This is a genomic window from Streptomyces sp. UC4497 (assembly GCF_054871485.1).
Map to the genome: position 1 here is coordinate 1 of NZ_JBTYHB010000019.1, position 22,941 is coordinate 22,941.

The 22,941-nt window shown below is 72.0% G+C and carries 22 protein-coding genes; 10 read left to right on the forward strand and 12 right to left on the reverse strand.

From position 1 onward, the window contains the following. Window positions 1–33: 33 nt before the first annotated feature. The 6 genes from ACYSUO_RS24735 to ACYSUO_RS24760 all read right to left on the reverse strand — a co-directional run bounded on the left by ACYSUO_RS24735 (window position 34) and on the right by ACYSUO_RS24760 (window position 6,938). Window positions 34–1,809, reverse strand: a complete 1,776-nt coding sequence (locus tag ACYSUO_RS24735) for an ABC transporter ATP-binding protein (protein WP_461778433.1) — start codon at window positions 1,807–1,809, stop codon at window positions 34–36. A 190-nt stretch (window positions 1,810–1,999) separates the two neighbouring features. After that, entirely contained in the window at window positions 2,000–3,277 is a 1,278-nt protein-coding gene (locus tag ACYSUO_RS24740) for an ABC transporter substrate-binding protein (RefSeq protein WP_461778434.1), read from the reverse strand. Then, window positions 3,274–4,323, reverse strand: coding sequence for a branched-chain amino acid ABC transporter permease (locus ACYSUO_RS24745; protein WP_461778561.1), 1,050 nt, complete (start codon window positions 4,321–4,323; stop codon window positions 3,274–3,276). Before ACYSUO_RS24745 ends, ACYSUO_RS24740 begins: the two co-directional genes overlap by 4 nt. A gap of 67 nt (window positions 4,324–4,390) precedes the next feature. Then, entirely contained in the window at window positions 4,391–5,281 is an 891-nt protein-coding gene (locus tag ACYSUO_RS24750; protein ID WP_461778435.1) for a branched-chain amino acid ABC transporter permease, read from the reverse strand. After that, a complete protein-coding gene (locus tag ACYSUO_RS24755; protein ID WP_461778436.1) occupies window positions 5,278–6,111 on the reverse strand; it encodes an ABC transporter ATP-binding protein in 834 nt (277 codons plus the stop codon). Before ACYSUO_RS24755 ends, ACYSUO_RS24750 begins: the two co-directional genes overlap by 4 nt. Further along, complete coding sequence (locus ACYSUO_RS24760) at window positions 6,108–6,938, reverse strand: ABC transporter ATP-binding protein (RefSeq protein ID WP_461778437.1); 831 nt, start codon at window positions 6,936–6,938, stop codon at window positions 6,108–6,110. Before ACYSUO_RS24760 ends, ACYSUO_RS24755 begins: the two co-directional genes overlap by 4 nt. A gap of 246 nt (window positions 6,939–7,184) precedes the next feature. Here ACYSUO_RS24760 and ACYSUO_RS24765 point away from each other — a divergent pair, with 246 nt between their 5' ends. Continuing rightward, window positions 7,185–8,381, forward strand: coding sequence for a helix-turn-helix domain-containing protein (locus tag ACYSUO_RS24765; protein WP_461778438.1), 1,197 nt, complete (start codon window positions 7,185–7,187; stop codon window positions 8,379–8,381). Here ACYSUO_RS24765 and ACYSUO_RS24770 read toward each other — a convergent pair. The 3 genes from ACYSUO_RS24770 to ACYSUO_RS24780 form a co-directional block, all read right to left on the reverse strand. Next, entirely contained in the window at window positions 8,370–9,098 is a 729-nt protein-coding gene (locus tag ACYSUO_RS24770; RefSeq protein WP_461778439.1) for a class I SAM-dependent methyltransferase, read from the reverse strand. The genes ACYSUO_RS24765 and ACYSUO_RS24770 overlap by 12 nt on opposite strands. Before the next feature lie 230 nt (window positions 9,099–9,328). Further along, the gene (locus ACYSUO_RS24775) at window positions 9,329–9,766 is read right to left on the reverse strand and encodes a glutaredoxin domain-containing protein (RefSeq protein WP_461778440.1); all 438 of its coding nucleotides are present in this window, start codon (window positions 9,764–9,766) and stop codon (window positions 9,329–9,331) included. A gap of 556 nt (window positions 9,767–10,322) precedes the next feature. Next, window positions 10,323–11,474: a glycerate kinase gene (locus tag ACYSUO_RS24780; protein ID WP_461778441.1), complete on the reverse strand. Its 1,152-nt coding sequence runs from the start codon at window positions 11,472–11,474 to the stop codon at window positions 10,323–10,325. Window positions 11,475–11,662: 188 nt separating this feature from the next. Between ACYSUO_RS24780 and ACYSUO_RS24785 the strand changes: the two genes are divergently transcribed. From ACYSUO_RS24785 to ACYSUO_RS24795, 3 genes are all read left to right on the forward strand, one after another. Beyond that, window positions 11,663–12,751 carry an ADP-ribosylglycohydrolase family protein gene (locus ACYSUO_RS24785; RefSeq protein ID WP_461778442.1) on the forward strand — a complete coding sequence of 363 codons (1,089 nt, stop codon included), beginning with the start codon at window positions 11,663–11,665 and terminating at the stop codon, window positions 12,749–12,751. A gap of 76 nt (window positions 12,752–12,827) precedes the next feature. Beyond that, entirely contained in the window at window positions 12,828–13,649 is an 822-nt protein-coding gene (locus ACYSUO_RS24790; protein WP_461778443.1) for an alpha/beta fold hydrolase, read from the forward strand. A 126-nt stretch (window positions 13,650–13,775) separates the two neighbouring features. Further along, window positions 13,776–14,555, forward strand: coding sequence for an AraC family transcriptional regulator (locus ACYSUO_RS24795; RefSeq protein WP_461778444.1), 780 nt, complete (start codon window positions 13,776–13,778; stop codon window positions 14,553–14,555). On the opposite strand, the gene ACYSUO_RS24800 is transcribed toward ACYSUO_RS24795, so the two are convergent. Continuing rightward, window positions 14,548–15,438, reverse strand: coding sequence for an SDR family NAD(P)-dependent oxidoreductase (locus ACYSUO_RS24800; protein ID WP_461778445.1), 891 nt, complete (start codon window positions 15,436–15,438; stop codon window positions 14,548–14,550). The genes ACYSUO_RS24795 and ACYSUO_RS24800 overlap by 8 nt on opposite strands. A gap of 70 nt (window positions 15,439–15,508) precedes the next feature. On the opposite strand from ACYSUO_RS24800, the gene ACYSUO_RS24805 reads away from it, so the two are divergent. From ACYSUO_RS24805 to ACYSUO_RS24830, 6 genes are all read left to right on the forward strand, one after another. After that, window positions 15,509–16,435 carry a helix-turn-helix transcriptional regulator gene (locus ACYSUO_RS24805; RefSeq protein WP_461778446.1) on the forward strand — a complete coding sequence of 309 codons (927 nt, stop codon included), beginning with the start codon at window positions 15,509–15,511 and terminating at the stop codon, window positions 16,433–16,435. 9 nt (window positions 16,436–16,444) lie between these two features. Next, window positions 16,445–16,939: an NUDIX domain-containing protein gene (locus ACYSUO_RS24810; protein WP_461778447.1), complete on the forward strand. Its 495-nt coding sequence runs from the start codon at window positions 16,445–16,447 to the stop codon at window positions 16,937–16,939. Between the two features lie 147 nt (window positions 16,940–17,086). Next, a complete protein-coding gene (gene uriH, locus ACYSUO_RS24815) occupies window positions 17,087–18,094 on the forward strand; it encodes a uridine-preferring nucleoside hydrolase UriH (RefSeq protein ID WP_461778448.1) in 1,008 nt (335 codons plus the stop codon). Beyond that, entirely contained in the window at window positions 18,091–19,533 is a 1,443-nt protein-coding gene (uriT, locus tag ACYSUO_RS24820) for a uridine transporter UriT (protein ID WP_461778449.1), read from the forward strand. Before uriH ends, uriT begins: the two co-directional genes overlap by 4 nt. A gap of 15 nt (window positions 19,534–19,548) precedes the next feature. Continuing rightward, window positions 19,549–20,274: an SIR2 family NAD-dependent protein deacylase gene (locus ACYSUO_RS24825; protein WP_461778450.1), complete on the forward strand. Its 726-nt coding sequence runs from the start codon at window positions 19,549–19,551 to the stop codon at window positions 20,272–20,274. A 66-nt stretch (window positions 20,275–20,340) separates the two neighbouring features. After that, complete coding sequence (locus ACYSUO_RS24830) at window positions 20,341–20,946, forward strand: dihydrofolate reductase family protein (protein WP_461778451.1); 606 nt, start codon at window positions 20,341–20,343, stop codon at window positions 20,944–20,946. Here ACYSUO_RS24830 and ACYSUO_RS24835 read toward each other — a convergent pair. Together ACYSUO_RS24835 and ACYSUO_RS24840 are read right to left on the reverse strand one after the other, a co-directional pair. Further along, window positions 20,943–21,455, reverse strand: a complete 513-nt coding sequence (locus ACYSUO_RS24835) for a methylated-DNA--[protein]-cysteine S-methyltransferase (protein ID WP_461778452.1) — start codon at window positions 21,453–21,455, stop codon at window positions 20,943–20,945. The two genes, ACYSUO_RS24830 and ACYSUO_RS24835, sit on opposite strands and share 4 nt — an antisense overlap. A 3-nt stretch (window positions 21,456–21,458) precedes the next feature. Beyond that, complete coding sequence (locus tag ACYSUO_RS24840; protein WP_461778453.1) at window positions 21,459–22,934, reverse strand: AlkA N-terminal domain-containing protein; 1,476 nt, start codon at window positions 22,932–22,934, stop codon at window positions 21,459–21,461. Window positions 22,935–22,941 lie beyond the last annotated feature (7 nt).

Here is a 22,941-nt window from a genome sequence, read left to right on the forward strand (position 1 = left end):
GGGCTCTCGTTCGAAAGGCGGGGCTTGAAATGCTCAGGCCACCTCCTCCAGGAAGCCTCCCGACTGGTGCTGCCAGAGCTTGGCGTAGGTGCCGTGGGCGGCCAGGAGGTCGGTGTGGGTGCCCTGCTCCACGATGCGGCCGTGGTCCAGGACCACCAGGTGGTCCATGCCGGCCACCGTGCTCAGGCGGTGGGCGACGACCAGGGCCGTGCGGCCCTCCATGAGGCGCCAGAGGGCCTCCTGGACGAGGAGCTCGCTCTCCGAGTCGAGGGCGCTGGTCGCCTCGTCCAGGAGGAGGATGGGGGCGTCGCGCAGGATCGCGCGGGCCAGGGCCACCCGCTGGCGCTGGCCGCCGGAGAGCTTGATGCCGCGCTCCCCGACCATCGTGTCGAACCCTTCGGGCAGCGTGTCGGCGAACTCGGTGACGTGGGCCGCCTCCGCCGCCCGCCTGACCTCCGCCGCGCTCGCCTCCGGCCGGGCGAAGGCGATGTTCTCGCGCAGGCTGCGGTGGAACATGGCCGGCTCCTGGGGGACGTACGCGATCCGGGACCGCAGGTCGGCCTGGCGCAGCTTGGAGATGTCCTGGCCGTCGATCAGGATCCGGCCGCCGTCGATGTCCATCATCCGCAGCAGCAGCCTGGTCAGGGTCGTCTTGCCGCCGCCCGAGCGGCCGACCAGGCCGAGCCGTGTGCCGCCGGGCACGGTCAGGTCGAGCCCGGTGAACAGCGGCTCCGCGCCGGCGTGCGCGTACGCGACCCGCTCGAAGCGGACGGCGGCGGCCGAGGTCCCCTGCGGCTCCTCGGGCTCCGCCGGGTCGAGCACCTTCGGCTTGTCCCGCAGCAGCTCCGTGAACTGGGCCGCCTCCGTCATGGCGCGCTCCAGACGCCGGTAGATCTGGTTGAACTCGAACATGATCCGGGTCGCGTTGGTGAAGTACGTGAACGCGACGACGATCGCCTCGACGCCCTGGCCGCTGCCCGCGAGGGCGACGGCAAGGAGCAGTCCGAGGGCGTTGGTCAGCACGGAGAGCGGGGCGACGAGGGTGTCCACGCGCAGATTGCCGTAGTCCCAGGCCCGCAGTATGTGGCCGCGCGCGTCCGCGACCCGCTCCCGGTGCTCGGCGGCCTCGCGCTCCTCCGCTGCGAAGGCGCGGACCGTCTCCATGTTCATCAGGCTGTCGGCGACATGCCCCGACATGTGGGTGAAGGCCGCCTCGCGCGCGTTGACCAGCTTCTGGCGGCGCCGGATCAGGGGCCGGACGCACAGGCCGGTGACCACGATCATCGCGAGGAGCACGACGACGAGCCACGGCTCGTACCGCCACAGCACGACCGATCCGAACACGATCGGTACGAAGCTGGCCATCACGTTGAAGATCAGTACGTCCGCGAACTCCTCGAAGCGGGAGGCGAAGCTCAGGACGCGCTTGGTGAGCGAGCCGGCGAAGTTGTCGTGGAAGAACGTGACGTCCTTCGCGTACAGCTCGTCCATGCCGATGACGTACAGGCGCGAGATGGCGCCCGCCTCGAGCCGGTTGATGCAGTGGTATCCGATGCGCCACAGCACCTCGGCGGCGAGCAGTACGCCGGCGAAGCAGAGGACGTACGGAAGCAGCGCGTCGGCGGTACGCTCACCACCGTCGGCGAGGTGGCCGACGAGCTTGGCGACGACGAGCGGCGCGAGGTAGAAGAGGCCGATGTTGCCGAGCGCGGGCAGCAGCATCGCGGGAACCGCGAACCTGCGTGCCCGGGCCAGCTCCCTTCCGTAGTAGCGGAGTGCGAGCAGTACCGAGCCGCGGCTCGGTGGCACTTCGCGTAATGAGGTCAATCCGATCCCGTCCCTTGGGTGTTGGGGTGTGGGTTTCCGGCCGTGATGTGGCCGAGCATCGGAGTGTCCCGTGACGGGGTGCGGGCGGTCCACGTGTTTTCGGGGCGAGGAGGGGTGTGTCGGCCAGGCCGGGAGCGTTCGGACGCTCCGGCGCGGCCGACACACGAAGGCGTCAACTCACCGTGGGCGTATAGCCCTTGGCCTCCGCGGACTCGGACGGCTCACGCACGACCTTCATGCCACCGACCGCCGACTTGTCGGGCTGCAGGATCACCGAATCGTGCGAGGACGGGGCCTTGGGGTCGCTGAAGTCCTGGGTGACACCGAAGCCGTTGTCGAAGTCGCTGAGGGACAGCAGCGCCTTGTCGACGCCCTCACGTGTGAGGTCCTTGTCCTCGCAGGCCTTCTTCAGAGCCTCGCCGAACACGGCCGCGGCGGTCCAGCCCGCGACGACGCCGTTGTCGAGCGAGTCCTTCGGATACGCCTTCTTGTAGTCGGCGACGAGCTTCTTCGCCTCCGGGGTGTCCGCGCCGATGGGCAGCGAGGGTGAGGCGACCCAGTAGTTCTTCAGCAGCGCCGGGGCCGCCTGCGTGCCGAGCAGCTGCGGCGAGTACGCCGAGTTGTTGCCGATGATCGGCGCGTTCAGCTTCGCCGCGGCGGCGACGCCGACGAGGGAGGCCGCCTGGCGCGGTCCCGCGCTGATCACGACGCCCTTGACGCCGGCCTTCTTCAGGGCGGTGACCTGGGCGGTCATGTCGTTGTCGGTCGGCTTGATCTTCTGCTTGACGAGGGTCAGCCCCTCCTTCTCCGCCATGTACTCGGAGCCTTGCAGCGCGTTCTCGCCGTAGTCGCCCTCGAAGTAGACGTGGCCGAGCTTGTCGCCCTTCTTCAGGCCCTTCTCCTTCATCAGGAAGTCGATCGCGTTGATCGTCTCGATGTCGTACGTCGATCCGATGACGCGCACGTAGGGGCTACCGAGCAGATGCGCCGACCAGGCCTGCGGCAGGACGAGCGCCTTGTCCTGGCCGTCGATGCGCTTCTTGACTGCGGCAACGAACGGCGAGCCGAGGAACTGCGGGAAGCCGAGCACGTCGGGCGCCAGCTCCGTGTAGCCGGCGACGGCCTTCTGCGGGTCGTAGCCGTGGTCGCGCACGGTCAGCTTGGCCTTGTAGCCGCAGGCGCCGCCCGCGTCGTTGAACTGCTTCACGTACAGCTGCTGCGCCTGCGTGACGCTCTTGCCGAGCGTCGCGTAGACGCCGGTCATGTCGGTGAGGACGCCGAGGTTGATCGTCTTGCCGGTGATGCCCTTGCCGGTCTTGATGCCGCCCGCGCTCTGCTTGTCGCCGTCCCCGTCGTCCTTGGCCTTGGAGCTGCACGCGGCGGTCAGGGCGAGCAGGGTGGCCACGGCGGTCACCGTGAGCATGCGGGTGCGGCCGTTCCTTGGGTTCATGCGTCCTCCTGAGGGTGTTTCCTGGCGCGCGGGGCGGTCAGCCGCACAAGTCCGCCGGGTAGGAAAAGGACCACCGCCACGACGGCGGCTCCGTACAGATAGCGGGACGCCTCGCCCGGTGCCACGCCGCCGGTGCCGGGGGCGGAGACCAGGGGCAGGGCGTCGCTGTACCGGGTGAGCAGTTGCGGCAGGAGCGAGACGAAGGCCGCGCCGATGACGGCGCCCGCCACGGATCCGAGGCCGCCGATGACGATCATGGCGAGGTATTCGAGGGAGAGCGTGATGCCGAAGTAGTCGGGCACGGTGCGCTGGAAGACCAGCGCGAGCAGGACGCCCGCGAGCCCCGCGTACATCGACGAGAGCACGAAGACGAAGCCGCGGTAGCGGGCGACCGGCACGCCGAGCACCCCGGCCGCGATCCGGTGGTCACGGATCGCGTTCAGCGCCCGCCCCGGCCGTCCGCGCAGCACGCCGCGGGCGAAGAGTCCGCAGCCGAGCGTGAGCAGCAGCCCGAGGTACCAGAGCTTCTCGGAGGCGCCGAACGGCACGCCCGTGACGGCGAGTTCACTCTCGTCGAAGGTGAGGCCGAACAGGCTCATGGCGGGTACGTCGCGCCCGTTGGCACCGCCGGTCAGGTCCTCGGCGTTGAACAGGACGTGCTGCCCGATGAAGATCAGCGCGAGGGTCGCGATGCCGAGGTAGGCGCCCTTGAGGCGGCCCGCGATGGGGCTGAACAGGCCACCCGCGATGCCCGCGACGAGCACCGCGAGCACGGCGGCGAGCCACGGCGGAAGGCCGAGCCCGTCCAGCGTCTGACCCCGCTCCCCCGCGAACACGCAGTACCCGTAGGCGCCGATGGCGAGGAAGAAGGCGTGCCCCATGGAGAGTTGGCCTGTCGCGCCGGTCAGCAGGTTGAGGCCGATGGCACCGATGGCGGCGGCCATGGCGAACAGGCCCGCCTGGAGCCAGAAGCGCTCCAAGTAGAACGGCAGGGCGAGCAGCAGCAGGGCGCAGACCGCGATGACGTACGTACGGCGGCGTGGCATGCGCCCGCGCAGTGAACTGGCTTTGTTCGTACGGGTCTTGGTCGGTGGGGCATCCGATGCGAGTACGTCAGACACGGGCCAGCTCCTTCGTCCCGAAGAGCCCCGAGGGCCGCAGCAGCAGGATCACGGTCATCACGAGATAGGGCGCGACATCGCCGAGGCCACGGCCCATGAAGGCGAGTTCGCTCTGATAGCCGGTGGCGAGGGACTCGGTGACGCCGACGATGAGCCCGCCGACGAGCGCGCCGGTGGTGGAGTCGAGTCCGCCGAGGATCGCGGCGGGGAAGGCCTTCAACGCCGCGAGTGACGTGGCCCGTTCGAGGCCGGGCGTCGGGAACACGGTCAGGAACAGCGCGGCGACGGCGGCGAGCCCGCCCGCCACCGCCCACGCGCCGAGCGACACCCGCCCGAGCCGTACGCCCATCAGCGCGGCGGTCTCACTGCTCTCGGCGGCGGCGCGCATCGCGACGCCCCACGAGGTGTAGCGGAACGTGAGGAGGAAGACGGTGATGAGCAGGCCCGCCGTGACGAACGCGGCGATCCGGGTGTGGGCGATGGACACGCCGCCGATGGTGAGCACGGCGTCGCCCCACGGGTCGCCCATGGAGAGCACGTCGGTGCCGAGGCGGCGGGTGAGTTCGGTGAGGAGGAGGATGTCCACGCCGATGGTGACGATGGCGAGAACGCTGTGGTCGCGCCCCCGGTAGCGCCGCATCACGAGGAACTCGATGGCGGCACCGACCAGGGCGGCGCCCGCGATGCCGACCCCGACCGCGGGCCAGAACCCGATGTCGTCGTGGAGCGACGCGATGACGTATCCGCCGGCGAGCAGCAGCGACGCGTGGGCGAAGTTGACCACCTCGGTGGCCCGGAAGATGACGACGAAGCCGAGGGCGATGAGGGCGTAGACGGAGCCCATCGAGATGCCGTTGATGAGGAGTTCGAGGAATGTGGTCATGCGGAGGCCTCCGGCTCTTCGGGGGTGCCCAGGTACGCCTGGACCACCGCCGGATCGTTCTGCACCCGTTCCGGGGGGCCGCCCGCGATGCGGCGGCCGAAGTCGAGGACCGTCACCTCGTCGGCGAGCCGCATGACGACACCCATGTCGTGTTCGACCAGGACGATCGAGATGCCGAGACTGTCGCGGACGCCCGCGATGACGGCGGCGGTGCGGCGGCGTTCGTCGGCGGTCATGCCGGCGACGGGTTCGTCGAGGAGGAGGATCTTGGGCTCCATGCACAGGGCGCGGGCGAGTTCGGCGAGCTTCTGCGCGCCGTACGGCAACGAGCCGGTGGGTGTGGTGAGTTGGTCCGCGATGCCGACGAACTCGGCGATCTCCTCGACCCGTTCGCGGTGGAGGCGCTCCTCGCGGACCGCCGAAGGCAGCCGCAGGCCCGCCGCGACGAAGCCCGCGCGGGTCAGCCGGTGCCGGCCGAGCAGCAGGCTGTCGGCGACGGTGGTGTGCGGCGGCAGGGCGAGGTTCTGGAAGGTGCGGGCGACGCCGAGTTCCGCGATGCGGTGCGGGTGCAGGCCGGTGAGTTCGCGCTCGCCGAGGTGGACGGTGCCGGAGGTGGCCCGGTAGACGCCGGAGAGCACGTTGAAGGTGGTGGACTTGCCCGCGCCGTTCGGGCCGATGACGGCATGCACCGTGCCCGGTTCGACGGTCATGCCGATGGCGTCGAGGGCGGTCAGGCCCGCGAAGCGCACGGTCAAGTCCCGTACATACAAGGGCGGTACGTCCGCGTGCGGCGGTGGTACGTCCACGTGCGAGGTCGCCACGTCCGTCATCGCGTGCCTCCCCAGCGGCTCAGCGTCGGCGTGTGCGCGGTCCCGCCGGTGGCGGCCGCGGCGTCCGACGCGGCCGTCTCGTCGACCACGCCCAGGTAGCGGCGGCGCACCTCGTCGGATCCCGCGAGTTCGTCGGCGCGGCCGTGCAGGGTGATCTCGCCGACCTCCAGGACGTACGCGTGCGAGGCGAGCCGCAGCGCGAGCGCCGCGTTCTGTTCGACGAGGAGGACGGAGACGCCCTGGGCGTTGATCTCGCGGATCGTGTCGGCGATCCGGGCCGCCATCAACGGGGCGAGGCCCAGCGACGGTTCGTCCAGGAGCAGCAGTTTCGGCGCGGCCATCAGGGCGCGGCCCACGGCCAGCATCTGCTGCTCGCCGCCGGACAGCAGCCCCGCCCGCTGCTGCGCCCGGTCGGCGAGCACCGGGAACAGTTCGTGCACGCGCCGCAGCGCCGCCGCCTTGTCGGCCCGCGAACCGTGCGAGCCGAGGCCGCCGGCCCGCAGATTGTCCGCGACGGTCATCCGCGCGAACACCCGCCGCCCCTCCGGGACTTGGCAGACCCCGGCGGCCACCACACGGTCGGCTGACAGTCCGCCGATCCGCCGGCCGCCGAAGTCCACCGTGCCGGACGTCACCGCCCCGCCGTGGAAGCCGAGGGTGCGCGACACGGCGCGCAGCAGCGTCGTCTTGCCCGCTCCGTTGCCGCCGAGCACGGCGACGACGGAGCCCGAAGGCACCTCCAACGTCACGCCGCGCAGGGCGCGTACGGGCCCGTAGCCGACGGATACGTCGTCGACGAGGAGCCCTGGTTCTCTTGCATCGCTCACATCGGTCACTGTGTGCGTCCCTCCCTGGACCGGTGGCGCTCACGACAGCACCGTGCGGACGGCCCGTCCACGGGCGACCCGCGAATCGCTGCGCGGGCCCAGCCCCTGACCGCCCCCGTTGTGCCCGCGCACAAGACCGCGCGTCAGGGGCCTGCCGAGGACGGGCGGCGGGTGACATCCTCCGCACAAGCGGGTGAGTTCTTTGCCGTCGCTTTAACGACTCGTACGGCTCGTCGGGGAGGGGCGATGGGGACACGCAAACACCGCACGGGCCAGGACTGGCAGCTGCTCAAGGAGGCGTGCGCGGCGCTGTTGGAACAGGTGCCGGAACTCGTCGACGAACATCTGCGGCAGCTCTTCGCGTACTCGGACGTCTACGCACGCGTGCTGCCGTACGACGCCCAGTGGCGGGAGGCCGAGCAGGCGATGCGCATCGGGATCGAGACGATCTCGGCGCCCCGCGACTCGCCTCGCAAGGACCTGGAGTACGCCGAGGACGCGGGCCGGCGCCGGGCCGGCCAGGGCCTCCCGCTCGACCTTCTGATCCACGCCTACCGCAACGCGGGCTACATCGTCTGGGACGCCCTGATGGAGAGCGCGGGCGGCGAACCGGCCCGGCTGAAAGCCCTCATGCGTTCCGCGACGATGGTGTGGGCGGCCGTGGACGCGCAGGCCGAGGCGGCCTCCGAGGCGTACCGGGCAACGGAGTTGGAGCTGCGCCGCCGCACCGACGAGCAGACGCAGGCGCTGCTCGACGCGCTCCTGGACGGCCGCCCCGCGCCGGGCCTCGCGGCGCGCGCTGCGGCGGGCCTCGACCTGCCCGAGCACGGCCCGTACGCGGTCGTCGTGCTCCGGATGGAGCGGCAGGGCGGGCGCGAGGCGTTCCACCGGCGGATCCAGGACCCGCGGTTCCGGTTCGTGTGGCGGATGCGGGCGGACTGCGAGGTGGGGGTGGCAGCGCTCGGGGCGGACCGCACGCTGGACGATCTGGCGGCGCTGCTCGACGGCCGCTGCCCGGGCCCCGGCGGGGTGAGCCCCGTCGTCAAGGGTCTCGCCGAACTCGGCCACGCCCGCCGCCTCGCCGAACTCGCGTTGCGCACCTGCCCGCCGGAGACCACGGGGGTGGTCCGCCTGGACGAGCGGATGCCGACGGCACTGGTGGTGAGCCAGCCGGACCTGGCGCAGCGTCTGGTCGCGGGCGTCTTCGGCGAGCTCCTGGCGCTCGAACCGGCCGACCGGGCGGTCCTGTTGGAGACGCTGGACGCGTGGCTGGCGTGCGAGGGGTCGGCGGGACGGGCGGCGGGGCGCCTGTACTGCCACCGCAACACGGTCTTCAACCGGCTGCGCAGGCTGGAGCAGTTGACGTCGCGTTCGCTGTCGCGGCCGCGGGATCTGATGGAGATGACGTTGGCGCTGGACGCGTACCGGTTGTCACCGGGGTGAGGCATCCGCTGCGGGTCGGCGGAAGAGTGCGGTGAGGAGGAAGGGCACTCCGTACGTCGCCGATCCCTCGCCCTGCGCGGTCATGGGCCGGATCTCGACCTCCTCCAACTCGCCGAAGAGGTGGCGCAGTTCATCGGGTGCGAAGGCGAGCCCGCCTTCGAGGTCGCCGGTCCGGTACAGCTCCTCGTCGGACACTTCCGAGCCCATGGCCCCCGCGGCGAAACAGACGAGTCCGAAGTAGCCGCCGGGTGCGAGTACGCGGTCGAGCAGGGCGAGATAGCTGACGCGGCGGTGCGGCGGGAGGTGGTGCAGGCACCCGGAGTCGTACACCACGTCGTATGTCGCGTACGGGAGTTGGACGTCGAAGATGCCCCCCTCGTGGAACCGTACGTCCGCGGTTGCGGCCGCGGCCCGCTCCTTGCCCCAGGCCACGGCGGTGGCGGACAGGTCGACGGCGTCCACGTCGAAGCCGCGGGCGGCGAGGTGGAGGGCGTTGCGGCCGGGCCCGCACCCAAGGTCCAGCGCGCGGCCCTCCGGGCGGATCGGACCCTTGTCGATGTGGCCGACAAGATTCTCGTCGGCCTTCTCGACGAAGAACGGAACGTCGCGCTCCCGGTCGGCGTAGAACCCGTCCCACCAGTCGGCTCCGCCGGTACGTGGGAAGGCCCGGTCGAGCATCTCCAGGACGTCGTCCGTGGTGCGCATGTTTCGCTTCAACAGGTCTCCCTCACCGGCGAGTTGACACGCCCAGGCTACCCGGGGGACCGCATCCTGGCAGGTGAGCGGCTTGGGAGGCGGCCTCGCGCGCGGCCCGGAGCGCGCACGAGACCTTGTGCGGCCCCGGCGGCGGCCCTGTCACCCACGACCTGCCGGAACCGGCCTGCACGGGGGCGCCGAGCGTCGGGACGGGGCGATTCCGGCGGGAGCACGAGGGGCTATTCCTGCGGTCACCCGGAAGCGGAGAGCTGTTCGCGCACCCACGCGGGATCGGGGTTGGTGTGGGGCCGGCCCGCCACGACGACGGTCGGCACGGTCTCGTTGCCGTCGTTGGCGTCCCTCACCACCGCGGCTCCTGCCGGGTCGTGCCAGATGTTGACCCAGTGCAGCCGGCGGGCGCCGCGGCCGAGCCGGAGGCGCAGTCGTATGCAGAACTTGCAGCCCGGACGCCAGAAGACGACCGGCCGACCGTCGGCAGCGCTGCGACGTTGCGCCTCCTGCGCACCGATCGACCTCGGGAAGATCACGGGCGAGTTCACGGCGGCGAGCGCGAGGAACGCCAACAGGAGTGCCGTGGCGGTACCTGGGCTCCCGTTGAGGAACTGCCCGGTCGCGACGGCCGAGCCGCTGAGCACGAGCACCGTCGGCAGAATCCAAGCGCGCATCATGATGGCGCAGGCTATCGGCACGGCTCAACCGTCACGGCAGGCACCGGGGGCGGGGGCCGAAGCCTCCGGACCCCGCGCCTCAATCGCCGGCGGGGCTGAAAAGCTCGGGGCTCCGCCCCGTACCCCGCTGCTCAAACGCCGCAGGGGCTTGATGTGCCCACCCGCCCCTCCGGGGGCGTCGGCCCGACGGAGTACCGCCAGCCGCGGCTCCCCACCCACTGCGGTCGACCACACCCGCCTTGGGCAACCTCCGCCAGCCAAAGCTCCCCACCCGCTGCAGGCAACCGCACCCGCCTTGGGCAATCTGCCGCCAGCCCCGATTCCCCACCCACTACGGGCAACCGCACCCGCCTTGGGCAACGCCCACCACGGCTCGCCACCCACTTCGGGCAACCGCACCCGCCTTGGGCAATCTGCCGCCTGGGGCGGCAGGGTGGGCAAGGCGGCCCCCGGTGCCGCGTAACGATGACGCAGGGGCCCCGGCCACGGTTGGGCAACCGTCACGGTGCCGCGCAACGGAGACGCAGGGCCCCGGCCACGGCCACCGCACCCCACCTCAGCGCAAGAAGTCCTCCGCGATGGACGCGGCGACGTCCTCCAGGATCGGGCCCGCCTCCGCGATGCAGCGGGCCACATCCGGCTCCACGTCAGTGAGCGCATACGCCCGGCGGATCCCGGCCCGCCCCAACACCTCCGGCGCCAGCGCCAGCCGCCCGCACACGGCGACGACCTCGACACCCGCCGCCCGCGCCGCCGACGCGACACCCGCCGGCGCCTTCCCGTGCAGCGTCTGCTCGTCCAGCGAACCCTCACCGGTGATCACCAGCTCGGCCCGCTCCAACGCGGGCGCGAAGCCGAGAACGTCGAGCATGACCTCGATACCGGGCCGGAAGCCCGCCCCGAGCCCGACCAGCGCCCCGAACCCGATGCCACCCGCGGCCCCCGCCCCCGGCGACTCCGCGTACTCGAGCGCCTTCGGCCCCACCGACTCGGAGAGCACCTTCGCGTAGTGCGCCAGTGCCGCGTCCAGCTCGGCGACGTCCTGCGCAGTGGCACCCTTCTGTGGACCGTAGATCGCGGGCGCCCCCTTCGGCCCGGTCAGCGGATTGTCGACGTCGCTCGCCAGGACGATTTCGACATCGGCAAGCCGCGCGTCGAGCCCGGACAGATCGGCCGAGGCCAGGCCCGCGAGCGCGCCACCGCCCGGCCCGACCGGCTCACCCTCCGCGTCCAGCAGCCGCGCGCCAAGCGCCACCAGCATCCCCGCGCCGCCGTCCGTCGTGGCACTGCCGCCCACACCGAACACGATCGAGCGCGCCCCGGCGTCGAGCGCCGCGGTGATCACCTCACCGGACCCGTACGTCGTCGCCGTGAGCGGCGCGAACTCGCCCTCGGGCAGCAGCTGAAGCCCGGACGCCTCCGCCATCTCCACGACGGCCGTACCCTCGCGCAGCGCGTACGCGGCGACGACCGGCTCACCGAGCGGCCCGGTCACCCGGGCCTCGCGGCGCTCGAACCCGGCCGCGACCGCCGCCGCCACCGTCCCGTCGCCACCGTCCGCGACCGGCACGGACTCCACCGTGACCTCGGGCGCGACCCGGTGCAGACCCGCCGTCACACGCTGTGCGACCTGCACCGCGGTGAGCGAGCCCTTGAACTTGTCCGCCGCGATCAACACGTGCCGCGCGGCCCCTGCAGCGTCCGCCACCTTGCTCTCCCCTTGCTGTTGCGCCTTGCTCGAGGCAAGGCAGTCGCGCCGCTGCGACCTTAACCGCAGGAGGGGCCCGCTGCCCATGGTCGTCCGGTCCGCGGACCGGCGATCGTCGCCGGAATACGCGTACAAAGAGCCGCAAACCAACGCGACCGTTGATCTTCAAAAGCGGGTACACCGGTCTCATGACCCCCGCCGTGAGCCCGCACGCCGACCCCACCCTCGCCGACCGTGTGCTCGGCGGCTGGCTCGGCCGGATCGCCGGCAACATGCTCGGCAAGCCGGTCGAGCAGGGCGAGGTGTGGACGCGCGAGCGCATCGACCGCTATCTGCGGCAGGCCGAGGCCCTGCCCCTGACCGACTACCTGCCCGAGCCCCCGTCGGACGAGGTGGCGCTGGCGCTGCGCCCCGAGTGGCGCCAGTGCGTGCGCGGCCGCATCCACGGCAGCTGCCGCGACGACGACGTGGACTACGCGGTGCTAGGCCTGCACCTCCTGGAGACCCACGGTTTCGCGTTCACCACGGAGCAGGTCGGGGAGCTGTGGCTGCTCCGGCTCCCCTACCTCCAGACGTTCACCGCGGAGCGCGCGGCCTACCGGAACCTCGCGAACGGGCTGAAGCCTCCGCTCACGGCGACGTTGGACAATCCCCACCAGGAGTGGATCGGCGCCCTGATCCGCGCGGACGTCTTCGGCTGGACCAACCCGGGCGCCCCGCGCCGCGCCGCCTCCCTGGCCCGCCGCGACGCGGTCCTCTCGCACACCGGCAACGGCGTCTACGGCGCGATGTGGGCCGCCGCCCTGATCTCCGCCGCCTTCACCGCGCCGACCCCGCGCGCCGCCCTCGACGCCGCGCTCTGCGTGATCCCCGCGAGCAGCCGCCTGGCCCGCGTCGTACGCCGCACGGCCTCCCTGCACGACTCGCGGCTGACGTGGGAGGAGACGCTCGCCACCGTCGAGAAGGAGACGGCGGGCCTCGGCTGGATCCACACGGTTCCGAACGCCGCGGTGATCACCGCGGGCCTGCTGTACGGCGACGGGGACTTCACCCGCACCGTGGCCCTGACGGTCCGCGGCGGCCTCGACACGGACTCCAACGGTGCGACGGCCGGTTCGTTCGCGGGGGTGCTGTGCGGCGCCGCCGCGATCCCCGCGCAGTGGACCGAGCCCCTGGAGGACCGGGTCCGCAGCGCGGTGTTCGGCTTCGACGGCGTACGTATCAGTGAACTGGCGGCGCGCACCGTGGAGTTGGCCGAGTCCCAGGACCTGCCGTAAACCGTGCCCAGCCCCGACCATCGCGGGGCGACATTTTTACAAGACCGGGAGCCCGCCGCCCGTGCACCCTCGCCGTATGACTACGTACGACGCTGAACTCTCGCACGGGATGCACGTGGTCCACGACGGCCCGCCCCAGGCGCCGCCCCTCCTCCTCATCCACGGATCGGGGGCCGCGGGCGGCTGCTGGATCCCGATGATCCCGGCCCTCGCGGCACACCATCACGTCATCCGGGTCGACCTGCCCGGCTGCGGCCACTCCCCGCCCGCCCCGTCCTACCAAGTACCCGTGCAGGCAACCGCGTTGGCCGGGCTGCTCGACGGCCTCGGGCTGCGGGACGTCGCCGTGGCCGGGCACTCCAGCGGGGGCTACATCGCCACGGCGCTCGCCGAGCAGCGCCCCGACCTGGTGCGCTCGCTCACGCTGATCAGCTCGGGACCGCGCATGGACGCGCTCCTCCCCCAGCCGTTCGTCCTGCGCTTCCTGACGGGCCCGCCGCTCGGCCGGCTCATCTGGGCGCTGCGCTCGGACGCCTGGGTCCGAGCGGGCATCAGGGCGACAGCCGCCGGCCCCGTGGACATCCCGGAGGAGCTGATCGCCGGGGTGCAGGGCATCCCGTACGGCGCGTTCCGGGCGGTGCTGCGCGAGAACGGCGCGTTCATCACCGAGCGCACGGTGCCCGAGCGGCTCGTCCCGCTCGGCATCCCGGTGCTGGTCATCTTCGGTGCTGCCGAACCCCGTTGGGACCCGGCGTCGGCGCAGAGCTACGCCACGGTGCCGAACGCGCGCGTGGAGATGCTGCCCGGCGTCGGGCACCTTCCTGTCCTCGAAGCCCCGGAGGCGACAGGCGAACTGCTGCTGGACTTCGTCGCGACGGCCCGCCAACTACCGTCCTAGACTGGCCACATGCCGCCGATCGAGACAATCGGGACAGCCTTCGGGGCAGCCATCGGGGCGCCACCCGATTGGGACGCGATGGATATCTCGGTCCCGCCCCCGGCGCTCCGGCTGCCGGGGATCAGCATGGCCGGATTCAGTCAGCGCGTCCCCGGCACCTCCGCACCCATGGACATCAGCATGGTCGCGCACCCGTCCGTCACCGTGCTCATCGACCTGAGCGACGAGGACGACATCGTCTACGACAGCCAGGGCAGGACCGGTCGCGGCAGCGCCGTCATCGGGCTGCTCCCGGGAGAGCTCCGGGCCTCCGGCCGGGTCGGCACGTGTCTCCAGATCCGTCTCCAACCAGCCCTGGCGACGGCGGTGTTGGGCGCGTCCACGGACCTCAGCGGGACCGTGGTGTCCCTCGCCGACGTCTGGGGGCGCCCCGCCAACCGGTTCGAGGACAGGCTGCGCGCCGCCGGTTCGTGGCACGAGCGGTTCGCGATCGCGACAGAGGCCATCGGCCGCCGCCTGGACACCTCCCCACGGGTCGACCCGGAGGTCACCCACATCTGGCGGCGCACGCTGGCCCGCCGGGGGCGGGTGCGGGTCGAAGGCCTTGCGGACGAGGTCGGCTGGAGCCGGGGCAAGCTGTGCGCCCGCTTCCGCTCCCAACTCGGCATCACCCCCAAGCGCGCCGCCCGCCTCGTACGGTTCGACCACGCCGCGCATCTGCTGGCCGCGGGACGCCCGGCCGCCGACGTCGCCACCGCCGGCGGCTACGTCGACCAGCCCCATCTGCACCGCGACGTACGGGAATTCACCGGCCTCACCCCCACAGCCGTGGCCCGCGCCCCGTGGCTCGCGATCGACGACGTCGCGTGGCCGGACACCTGGCCGGCTACGCGACCAGCTACGTAATCGGCTCCTTGGCGAACGTCTTCGGAGTCAGCCCCACCGCCCGCATCAGGACCCGGTCGCGCAGCCCGGTGGGCAGCCACCGCAAGGCCGCGAGGACGCGGGCGTCACGGCCGCAGACGTAGTAGGGATCGGGGCGGCGGGCGGTGAGGGCCTTGTGGATCGCGCGCACGGCGGGGTCGACGGGCCCCGGCTTCATCCGCGCCGCCGCCTGCCGGAAGTCGTCGAGGGCGCGCGCGTAGTGGTGCTGGGTCGCGGGCGAGCCCACCCATCCCACGTCGGCCATCGCCTTGTCGGCCTTGGCGAAGATCTCCGTGTTCATGGCGCCGGGCAGCACGAGGGAGACGGCGACCCCCTGGTGGCGCAGCTCCATCCGCAGGGCGTCGGTGAGCGAGGCGAGGGCCGCCTTGGACGCGGCGATCGGCCCGGCGAACGCGACGGAGACCAGGGACGTGACGGCTCCTACGTTGACGACGCGGCCACCGCTCGCGCGCAGGGCGGGCAGGACGGCGCGGGTGAGGGACATCGGAGCGTGCACGTTCAGGTCGAACTGCCGGCTCAGTTCCGGGCCGGGGACGAGTTCTAGGGGCCCCTGGACCACGACGCCGGCGCTGTTCACGAGGGCGTCGAGACGGGGGCCGACGGTGTCGGCCGCGGCCCGGATCGACTCCTCGTCGGTGAGGTCGAGCGCGAGGGGCCGCAGGCCGTCGGCGAGCAGGCCCTCGGCGTCGGCGGGCGTGCGGTACGCGGCGTGGACGTGCCAGCCCTCGACGGCGAGGCGGCGCGCCAGCGGGCGGCCCACGCCACCGGTGGCGCCGGTGACCAGGACGGTACGGGCGGGGGTACGGGTCGTGGAGCGGGTGGCGGTGTCAGCGGCTTCGGGCATGGCAATTCCCCTCCGACAGGGCGAGTCGACGATGCCAGTTGGCGTTGCTGATTGGCGTTGCCGGTTGGCGATGTCCTCACCTTGGCCGCGTCCGCCGCCCGTAGGCAGAGTGGCATTCTTGCTGGTGCTGTCGGTACCAGTACCGGATGTCTGGGGGGGTCTTCTGAACGAGCATGGTCGCAACGAACTCGGCGCCTTTCTGCGCTCCCGACGCGAGCGCGTGGACCCCGCCTCCGCCGGTCTGCCTCCGAGCGGTCGACGGCGCACCCCCGGGCTGCGCCGCGAGGAGGTCTCACTCCTGTCCGGGGTGAGCCTGACCTGGTACACGTGGCTGGAGCAGGGCCGCGACATGCGTGTGTCGGCGCAGGTACTCATGGCGCTCGCCCGGGTGCTGCGCCTCGACGAGGTCGAGCACGCCCATCTGTTCCGGCTCGCAGGGCTGCCGCAGCCACGGCGCGAGCGCCCCACCGAACTCCCCTCCGGGGTAAGGGAGTTCCTGGACCACCTCGACCCGAGCCCCGCGTTCCTCATCGACCGCTGCTTCGACATCCTGGCGTGGAACCGCGCACAGGCCGCACTGCTCGGCCCGCTCCTGGAGCGACCCGCACGGGAGCGCAATACGGTGTGGCAGCTGTTCCTGGTGCCACAGCTCCGGGAGCTGATGCCGGAGTGGGATGCGGAGGCGCGCTGGCTGGTAGGGCTGTTGCGGCAGCAGGCGGCGTACGAGACGGAGAATCCGCGCTTCGAAGAGCTGGTGTCCGAACTCCTCTCCGCCAGTGCGGACTTCGCGCGGATGTGGGCAGCGCACGACGTCACGGAGTTCAGGTCCTCGGTCCGCCGGTACCGGCATCCGGCCCTGGGAGAAGTGGAGTTGACGTACGTCCGCCTCGCGGTGACGGAGGCCCCCTGGCTCAGCGTGATCTGCCATTTCGCCGCGCCGGGGAGCGAAACGGAGGCGCGGCTGCGGGCGCGGATCACACCCCCGGAGAGCACCTAGGCTGGCCCGATGACCACCCTTGACTACGCCACATACATCGCAGGCCTCCCCCGCGTCCTGGTCGGCGCCGCCGCACTGTTCCGGGACGCGGAGGGGCGGGTGCTGCTCGTCGAGCCCAATTACCGGGACGGGTGGGCGCTGCCCGGCGGCACCGTGGAGTCGGACGACGGGGAGTCGCCGCGGCAGGGGGCGCGCCGCGAGACGTTGGAGGAGATCGGGCTCGACGTGCCCGTGGGGCGGCTGCTCGCCGTGGACTGGGTGCCGGGGGCGGGGCGGCCGCCGATCGTGGCCTACCTCTACGACGGCGGGGTCCTGACCGGGGCGCAGCAGCAGGCCATCCGGTTGCAGGAGGAGGAGCTGCTGTCGTGGCGGTTCGTGGAGCGCACGGAGCTCGGCTCGTATCTGCTGGGGTCGCTGGGCCAGCGGGTGAGCGCCGCCCTCGGCGTACTGGACAGCGGAGCGGGCACGGTCGAGCTGGAGAACGGGGAGCCGGTCGTCGGCTGAGCCCCACGCGCAGGCCACCCGACGTCTACGCGCGTTGACAACTCGTGTGGCGCCGGGTCATGTTTCCGTGGACAGTTTTTTAGAGCACGTGCCGATCCGACCGGGGGCAGGACGCGGGCTCGCACCGGAGCAAAGGGGCTCAATCCGTTGACCAGGAAGATCATTCTCGACTGCGACCCGGGGCACGACGACGCGGTCGCGATGCTGCTCGCGCACGGCAATCCCGACATCGACCTGGTCGCCGTGACCACCGTCGTCGGCAACCAGACCCTGGAGAAGGTGACGCGCAACGCGCTGTCGGTGGCGGCGATCGCCGGCATCACCGGGGTGCCGTTCGCGGCGGGCTGCCCGCGGCCGCTGATCCGTACGATCGAGACCGCGCCCGAGATCCACGGCGACACGGGCCTCGACGGACCCGCGCTCCAGGACGCCGTCTTCGAGCTCGACGAGCGGCACGCGGTGGACCTGATCATCGACACGGTGATGGCGCACGAGCCCGGTGAGATCACCATCGTGCCGACCGCGGGCCTCACGAACATCGCGCTCGCCGCCCGCAAGGAGCCGCGCATCGTCGAGCGCGTCCGCGAGGTCGTGCTCATGGGCGGCGGCTACCACGAGGGCAACTGGAGCCCGGTCGCCGAGTTCAACATCGTGATCGACCCCGAGGCCGCCCACATCGTCTTCAACGAGAAGTGGCCGGTCACGATGGTCGGCCTCGACCTCACCCACCAGGCGCTCGCCACCCCGGCCGTCGAGCAGAAGATCAAGGCCGTCGGCACGAAGCCCGCGCAGTTCGTGCTCGAACTGCTCGAGTTCTTCCGCGAGGCCTACCGCGAGAACCAGGGCTTCGAGCACCCGCCCGTGCACGACCCGTGCGCCGTCGCGTACGTCATCGACCCGAGCGTCATGACGGTCCGCAAGGCGCCCGTCGACATCGAGCTGCGCGGCTCCCTCACGCTCGGCATGACCGTCACCGACCTGCGCGCCCCCGCGCCCGAGGACTGCCACACCCAGGTCGCCGTCGACCTGGACCACGAGCGGTTCTGGAACCTCGTCGTGGACGCGCTGGAGCGCATCGGTGAGCCCGACGCCGCACGGGCCGCCGACGTGGAGGACGCCGCGGCGCAGACCGTCACCGGAGAGCCCGCCTCATGAACGTCGCCGCCTCCCCCCACTCCCCGGCCGGCGGCCCGGACGCGAGGCGCCCGGTCCGGATCGGCGCCCTCATGGTCGCGCTGCTCGCGGCCAGCTTCGCCTTCCAGCTCAACGCCTCGATGCTCAGCCCCGCGCTCGCGACGATGGCGGACGAGCTGGACACCACCGCGTCCGCGATCGGTGTCACGCAGACCGCGTTCTTCACGGCCGCCGCGCTGTTCTCGCTGTTCCTGCCGCGCCTCGGCGATCTGATCGGCCGCCGCAAGGTGCTCACCGGGATGATGGTCCTGATGGCCGTCGGGTGCCTGATCTCCGCGCTCGCGACCTCCGTCGGGGTGCTCGCCGTGGGGCGTGTCATCCAGGGCGCTTCCGGTCCGACGATCCCGCTCGCCCTGATCATGCTGCGCGTCGAGGTCCCGGACCCGAAGCGGTACGGCACGCTCATGGGCGTCGTCACCGCCGTCAACGGCGGCATCGCGGGCGTCGACTCGTTCGCGGGCGGCTCGCTCGCCGAGCACTACGGCTACGCGTCGATCTTCTGGGTCATGACGGCCTTCGCGGTCCTCTCGGCCGTGCTCGTACGCCTCTTCGCCCCGGAGTCCCGCGCCGCCGAGCGGCCGCCCATGGACTGGCCGGGCGTGCTGCTCCTGGTGATCTCCGTCGGCGCGCTCCTGATCGCCTTCAACGAGGCAGGCAAGCTGGCCGCGGCGAACTGGCCGCTGGCGATCGGCCTCCTGGTCGTCGCCGTGCTCGCCTTCTGGGCGTTCTGGCGGATGGAGAACCGCTCCTCGCACCCGCTGGTCACCACGCACCTCCTGAAGCGCCGCGCGACCTGGTCGCTCCTGCTGTCCACCATGCTGACCATGACCGGCGTCTTCGCGATCATGAACGGTCTCCTGCCCGGCTTCGCGCAGGACACCTCGGTGGGCCTCGGCCTCGGCGCCGAGGGCGCAACCTGGTGGACGCTGACCCCGTACGCGCTCGCGGGCCTCGCCATGGGCCCGATCTCGGGACGCCTCGCGGCGACGTTCGGCTACGGCCGCGTCCTGCGCACCGGACTGATCGCCACGGCGGTCTCGACGGTCCTGGCGCTGCTGACCCTCCAGACGGACTCCTCGGGGCTCCTCCTGGCGGTCTCGATCCTGCTGGGTGTCACGTACGCGGGCATGGCCAACATCATGCTGAACGGCCTCGGCATCGTGCTCTCCCCGCCCGAGAACCCCGGCTTCCTGCCGGGCCTCAACGCGGGCTGCTTCAACCTCGGCGCGGGCCTCAGCTTCGTGGTCCTGTACGCGGCGATGGACTCGGTCGCCCCCTCGGGCGGCACCTCGGTCGGCGGCTACAGCGCCGGTGTCGTGGCGGGTCTCGTCCTCATCGTGGCGGCCCTGTTCACGTCGCTGCTGATCCCGAAGCCGGTGCACGCGGAGGCGACGGACTGACCTACCGTTGAGGTCATGACCCTGGTTGCGATTCTCACCGGCGCCGGCATCAGCACCGACTCGGGGATCCCGGACTACCGCGGCCCGAACGGCGTGTGGCGCAAGGATCCCGACGCCGAGAAGCTCGTCACGTACGAGTACTACATGAACGACCCGGAGATTCGGCGCCGCGCCTGGCAGGTGCGGCGCCGGGCCGTCACGCTGACCGCCGAGCCGAACGCGGCGCACCGGGCGATCGCGGATCTCTCCGAGCGGGCGGGCACCTCGGTCCGGGTCATCACGCAGAACGTCGACGGGCTGCACCAGCTCGCCGGCACGCCCGCCCGTAAGGTGCTCGAACTGCACGGCTCGGCGCGGCAGTTCATGTGCACGCAGTGCGACGCGCGCGGCCCCATGGAGGACGCGATCGCGCGTCTGGAGGCGGGCGAGGACGATCCGCTCTGCCTCGTGTGCGGCGGCATCCTCAAGTCGACGACCGTGATGTTCGGCGAGAACCTCGACCCGCTGGTGCTCGGCGAGGCCGTCGCCGTCACCAAGGCCTGCGACGTCTTCTTCGCGGTCGGGTCCTCGCTCCAGGTCCATCCGGCGGCCGGGCTCGCGGGCCTCGCCGCCGAGCACGGCGCCCGCCTGGTGGTGGTCAACGCCGAACCGACCCCGTACGACGACATGGCCGACGAGGTCGTACGGGAGCCGATCGGGACGGCGGTGCCGCGGCTGCTCGGCGAACTCGCCGATGCGTAGGTCGCGCTGCGCACGCCCCCTGCGTCCGGCAGGCTGAGGGCAGCGACCTACGAGAGGCGGTACCCGATGAAGCTGGTGGTGCAGGAGTTCCTGACGCTGGACGGTGTGTCGCAGGGTCCGGGCTCCCCCGACGAGGACACCAGCGACGGGTTCACACGCGGCGGCTGGTTCGTGCCGTACGTGGACGAGGAGTTCATGGAGATCGCCGAGGGCTGGCTCGGCCGGGCGGACGGGCTGCTGTTCGGCCGCCGGACGTACGAGAACTTCGCGCGGGACTGGCCGACGATGACCGACCACCCCTTCGCCCCGACCATGAACGGCCTGCCGAAGTACGTCGCCACCCAGAGCCTGGCCGAGGCCGACTGGAACCCGACCACGATCCTGGCGGGCAACATCGCCGCCGAGGTCGACGCCCTGAAGCGGCAGCCCGGCCGTGATCTGCAGATCCACGGCAGCGCACGGCTCGCCCAGTCGCTCCTCGCGGCGGGCCTCGTCGACGAGCTGCGGCTCGCGATCGCCCCGGTCGTGGTGGGCCGGGGCCGCCGCCTGTTCCCGGACGGCGGCACCCCGGCGGGCCTGCACCTGGTCAGCCAGCGCTCCACGGCGGGCGGCCTGTCCGTGCACGTCTTCGAGACGGCGGGGATGCCGGCGTACGGGGTGTACGGGGGCTAGAACAGGGCGTCGGCGGTGGCGGCGGAGCGCTCGAAGGCCAGCAGGCGGCGCTTGCGGTCGAGGCCGCCGCCGTAGCCGGTGAGGTCGCCGTTCGCGCCGATCACGCGGTGGCAGGGGACGATGACGCCGATGGGGTTCTTGCCGTTGGCGAGGCCCACGGCGCGCGAGGCGTTCGGCTTCCCGAGCGCCTCGGCCAGCTCCCCGTACGTACGGGTCCCGCCGTACGGGATCCGCTGGAGCTCTGCCCAGACGGAGCGCTGGAACGGGGTGCCGTGCAGTGCCAGCGGCAGGTCGAAATCCGTCAACTCGCCCTGGAAATAGGCGTTCAGCTGGTCGATGACCGCACCGAAGGGGCGCTCGTCGCGGACGCCGAAGGTCTCCTGCGCAGGGCGGTGGCGCTGGTCGGTCATGTAGAGGCCGGAGAGGGTCGCGTCGGTGGAGACGAGGGTGAGCGGGCCGTAGGGGCTGTCGATGACCGTGTGCTGCTTGTGCGTGTGCATGGTGTGCATCCCTTACGTGGGAAGGAAGTTGATCGGGTGGCTGTCCGTGGCCCAGAGGTACTGGGTCGCGTACGCGCGCCAGGGGCGCCAGGCCGCCGCGCGGGCGGTGAGCGCCGCCGGGGTGTGGGGCAGGCCCAACTCCTGGGCGGCGCGGCGCATTCCGAGGTCGGTGGGCAGAAACGCGTCCGGGTCGCCGAGGGCCCGCATGGCGATCGCCTCGATGGTCCAGGGGCCGAAGCCGGGCAGCTCGGCGAGCCGGGCGCGGGCCTCCTCCCAGTCGGACTCGGGACCCAACGTCAGCTCTCCGTCGGCCAGTTGGCGTACGAGGGTGGTGAGGGTCGTACGACGACTGCCGGGCAGCGCGAGAGACTCCGGGTCGAGGGAGGCGAGGGACGTCGGGGACGGGAAGAGGTGGGTGAGGCCGCCCTCGGGGTCGTCGACGGGTTCGCCGTGGGCGAGGACGAGGCGGGCGGCGTGGGTGCGGGCGGCGGCCGTCGAGACCTGCTGACCGAGGACCGCGCGTACCGCGAACTCGGCCTCGTCGACGGTGCGCGGCACGCGGCGGCCTGGCGCCTTGTCGACGAGCGGGGCGAGCAGCGGGTCGGTGCGCAGCTGCTCGTCCACGGCGACCGGGTCCGCGTCCAGGTCCAGCATGCGGCGACAGCGGCTGATGGCCACGGTGAGGTCGCGCTGGTCGGTGAGGATCAGACGGCAGGCGACGTACGTGGACGCGGTCGGCGGGGTGAGCGTCGCGATGCCGTGGCCGTGCGGGAGGCGGAGGGTGCGGCGGTAGGAGCCGTCGCGCCACTCCTCGACGCCGGGTACGGCCGTCGCGGCGAGGTGGCCGAAGAGGTTGTCGGGGTTGAGGGGTGCGCGGAACGGGAGGCGGAGCGTGATCGCGCCGGCCACCGTGTCCGCCTCGCGCTGCGGCCTGCGGGCGCGCAGTTCGCTCGGGGACAGGGCGTAGACCTCGCGGACCGTGTCGTTGAAGGTGCGGATCGAGGCGAAGCCGGACGCGAACGCCACGTCGGAGAGCGGCAGTTGGGTGGTCTCGATCAGCAGACGTGCCGTCTGGGCGCGCTGCGAGCGGGCCAGGGCGAGCGGGCCCGCGCCCAGCTCGGCGAGGAGCTGCCGCTCGATCTGGCGGGCGCTGCAGCCGAGGCGGCGGGCGAGCCCGGGGACGCCCTCGCGGTCCACCACGCCGTCACCGATGAGTCGCATGGCGCGGGCGGTGAGGTCGGCGCGGGCGTTCCACTCCGGGGAGCCGGGGGTGCTGTCGGGGCGGCACCGCTTGCAGGCCCGGAATCCGGCCTGCTGGCAGGCGGCGGCGCTCGGGTAGAACCGCATGTTGCGGGGCTTGGGCGGCACGACCGGGCAGCCGGGGCGGCAGTAGATGCGGGTGGTGACGACGGCGGTGAAGAAGACGCCGTCGAAACGGGTGTCCTTGGCCTGTACTGCGCGTACGCAGCGGTCCGTGTCGGTGTGCATGTGACTA

Coding starts and splice junctions, on each gene's coding strand:
- ACYSUO_RS24740 (WP_461778434.1), bottom strand. CDS start 3,277: ATGAACCCAAGGAACGGCCGCACCCGCATGCTCACGGTGACCGCCGTG.
- ACYSUO_RS24745 (WP_461778561.1), bottom strand. CDS start 4,323: ATGCCACGCCGCCGTACGTACGTCATCGCGGTCTGCGCCCTGCTGCTG.
- ACYSUO_RS24750 (WP_461778435.1), bottom strand. CDS start 5,281: ATGACCACATTCCTCGAACTCCTCATCAACGGCATCTCGATGGGCTCC.
- ACYSUO_RS24755 (WP_461778436.1), bottom strand. CDS start 6,111: ATGACGGACGTGGCGACCTCGCACGTGGACGTACCACCGCCGCACGCG.
- ACYSUO_RS24765 (WP_461778438.1), top strand. CDS start 7,185: ATGGGGACACGCAAACACCGCACGGGCCAGGACTGGCAGCTGCTCAAG.
- ACYSUO_RS24775 (WP_461778440.1), bottom strand. CDS start 9,766: ATGATGCGCGCTTGGATTCTGCCGACGGTGCTCGTGCTCAGCGGCTCG.
- ACYSUO_RS24785 (WP_461778442.1), top strand. CDS start 11,663: ATGACCCCCGCCGTGAGCCCGCACGCCGACCCCACCCTCGCCGACCGT.
- ACYSUO_RS24790 (WP_461778443.1), top strand. CDS start 12,828: ATGACTACGTACGACGCTGAACTCTCGCACGGGATGCACGTGGTCCAC.
- ACYSUO_RS24795 (WP_461778444.1), top strand. CDS start 13,776: ATGGCCGGATTCAGTCAGCGCGTCCCCGGCACCTCCGCACCCATGGAC.
- ACYSUO_RS24800 (WP_461778445.1), bottom strand. CDS start 15,438: ATGCCCGAAGCCGCTGACACCGCCACCCGCTCCACGACCCGTACCCCC.
- ACYSUO_RS24805 (WP_461778446.1), top strand. CDS start 15,509: ATGTCCTCACCTTGGCCGCGTCCGCCGCCCGTAGGCAGAGTGGCATTC.
- ACYSUO_RS24810 (WP_461778447.1), top strand. CDS start 16,445: ATGACCACCCTTGACTACGCCACATACATCGCAGGCCTCCCCCGCGTC.
- uriT (WP_461778449.1), top strand. CDS start 18,091: ATGAACGTCGCCGCCTCCCCCCACTCCCCGGCCGGCGGCCCGGACGCG.
- ACYSUO_RS24825 (WP_461778450.1), top strand. CDS start 19,549: ATGACCCTGGTTGCGATTCTCACCGGCGCCGGCATCAGCACCGACTCG.
- ACYSUO_RS24830 (WP_461778451.1), top strand. CDS start 20,341: ATGAAGCTGGTGGTGCAGGAGTTCCTGACGCTGGACGGTGTGTCGCAG.
- ACYSUO_RS24835 (WP_461778452.1), bottom strand. CDS start 21,455: ATGCACACCATGCACACGCACAAGCAGCACACGGTCATCGACAGCCCC.
- ACYSUO_RS24840 (WP_461778453.1), bottom strand. CDS start 22,934: ATGCACACCGACACGGACCGCTGCGTACGCGCAGTACAGGCCAAGGAC.